General features: G+C 63.0%; 2 protein-coding genes and 1 pseudogene. 2 read left to right on the top strand and 1 reads right to left on the bottom strand.

The window, feature by feature from the left end; genetic code table 11:
• Positions 1 to 196, bottom strand: a pseudogene (locus BMY22_RS23435) (IS630 family transposase); the annotation flags it as partial.
• Between the two features lie 164 nt (positions 197 to 360).
• On the opposite strand from BMY22_RS23435, the gene tnpA reads away from it, so the two are divergent.
• Positions 361 to 582 carry an IS66-like element accessory protein TnpA gene (gene tnpA / locus BMY22_RS23430; protein WP_090625728.1) on the top strand — a complete coding sequence of 74 codons (222 nt, stop codon included), beginning with the start codon at positions 361 to 363 and terminating at the stop codon, positions 580 to 582.
• Between the two features lie 104 nt (positions 583 to 686).
• Complete coding sequence (tnpB, locus tag BMY22_RS24615; protein WP_167363802.1) at positions 687 to 1,022, top strand: IS66 family insertion sequence element accessory protein TnpB; 336 nt, start codon at positions 687 to 689, stop codon at positions 1,020 to 1,022.
• Positions 1,023 to 1,282: the final 260 nt, after the last annotated feature.

Below are 1,282 nucleotides of genomic sequence, written 5' to 3'. Positions count from 1 at the left end.
CGGGATGCCCCGGTACCGCCTCGAGGGGCTCGCGCACCTGGCGGATCAGTTGCCGCGGCGTTTCGTCCATGCAGACCACCGGATGGGCTGGGTCATGGGAGCGGCTGTAGACATCGAGCACCTGCTCCATGGCCGCCACGAATTCCCCGCTGGCCTTCGGTGGGATCACCCAGCCTACCTTGCGCCAGGGCTTGAGGGCTTGAGTGCTGTAATGGACTCTCCCTGCACCACACTTACCCGCACCAGCGGTGCCGTGAGGTAAGCGTCTGGCCAAGTCATCTGGCTTGAACCCGCCAGGCTAAGAGATGGTGTCCACCTATTTATCGTGGACACCATTTCAAGGCTTTCAAGCGGGGAATCATGCAGCGACGTTCTTATTCCAAGGCCTTCAAGGCGCAGGTCGTGCAGGAGTGCAGCCTGCCCGGCAACTCGGTTGCCAGCGTGGCCCTGAGCCACGGCATCAATACCCATGTGGTTCATCGCTGGAGAAGACTGGCCGCATGTTCCCCATCGACCGGGACACTGCCCGCCTTTCTCCCGGTGGCGCTGGAGCCGCTGGCTCAGTCGGCGACTTCCGACTAGGCGGAGATCCGCATCGAAATTCCTCATCGCCGTACGACCTTGACCGTGCACTGGCCGGCGGGCGATGCCGAAGGCTGTGCCCGGTTCGTGCGCGAACTCCTGCGATGATCCGTATCGATGCCATCTGGCTTGCTACCGAACCACTGGACATGCGGGCCGGAACGGAAACGGCCCTGGCCAGGGTGGTGGCGGTCTTCGGTGCGGCGAAGCCGCACAACGCCTACCTGTTCGCCAACAAGCGGGCCAACCGCATGAAAGTGCTGGTTCACGATGGTTTCGGTATCTGGCTGGCCTCGCGCCGGCTGAACCGGGGTCGCTTCGTCTGGCCGGGCAGTTGGCAGGGTACCCAGTTTGAACTGAGCGCCGAGCAGCTTCAGGCCCTGGTGGTCGGGCTGCCCTGGCAGCGGGTCGGATCGGGGGCCGAAATCCGCCTTTTATAGTTGGCCGTCAGGGGGTGCCTGCCGCGCAATTGACCGAACGGCCTATCGTCGATAGCGGTCAAGGCAGGCACACTCGCCCCCATCACTTCTGCCTGCTTCGACCATCTGACTCCCGAGCAACTGCGCGAACTGGCGGCGCAGTTGACGCAGCAGGTCCATTACTACAAGGCTCTTCATGGATTCCGGACTGTTACGCCATCAGGACCCTGAGCAGGGGTTGAAGCAGCCCTTTGCCCCGTATCCGGGCATTGTGGACGAAC

Origin of the sequence: Azotobacter beijerinckii (genome assembly GCF_900110885.1) — a bacterium.
In the GTDB taxonomy this organism is placed as follows: Bacteria; Pseudomonadota; Gammaproteobacteria; order Pseudomonadales; family Pseudomonadaceae; genus Azotobacter; species Azotobacter beijerinckii.
The sequence above is the reverse complement of the archived record's forward strand: the minus strand, read 5'-3'. Positions and strand labels throughout refer to the sequence as shown.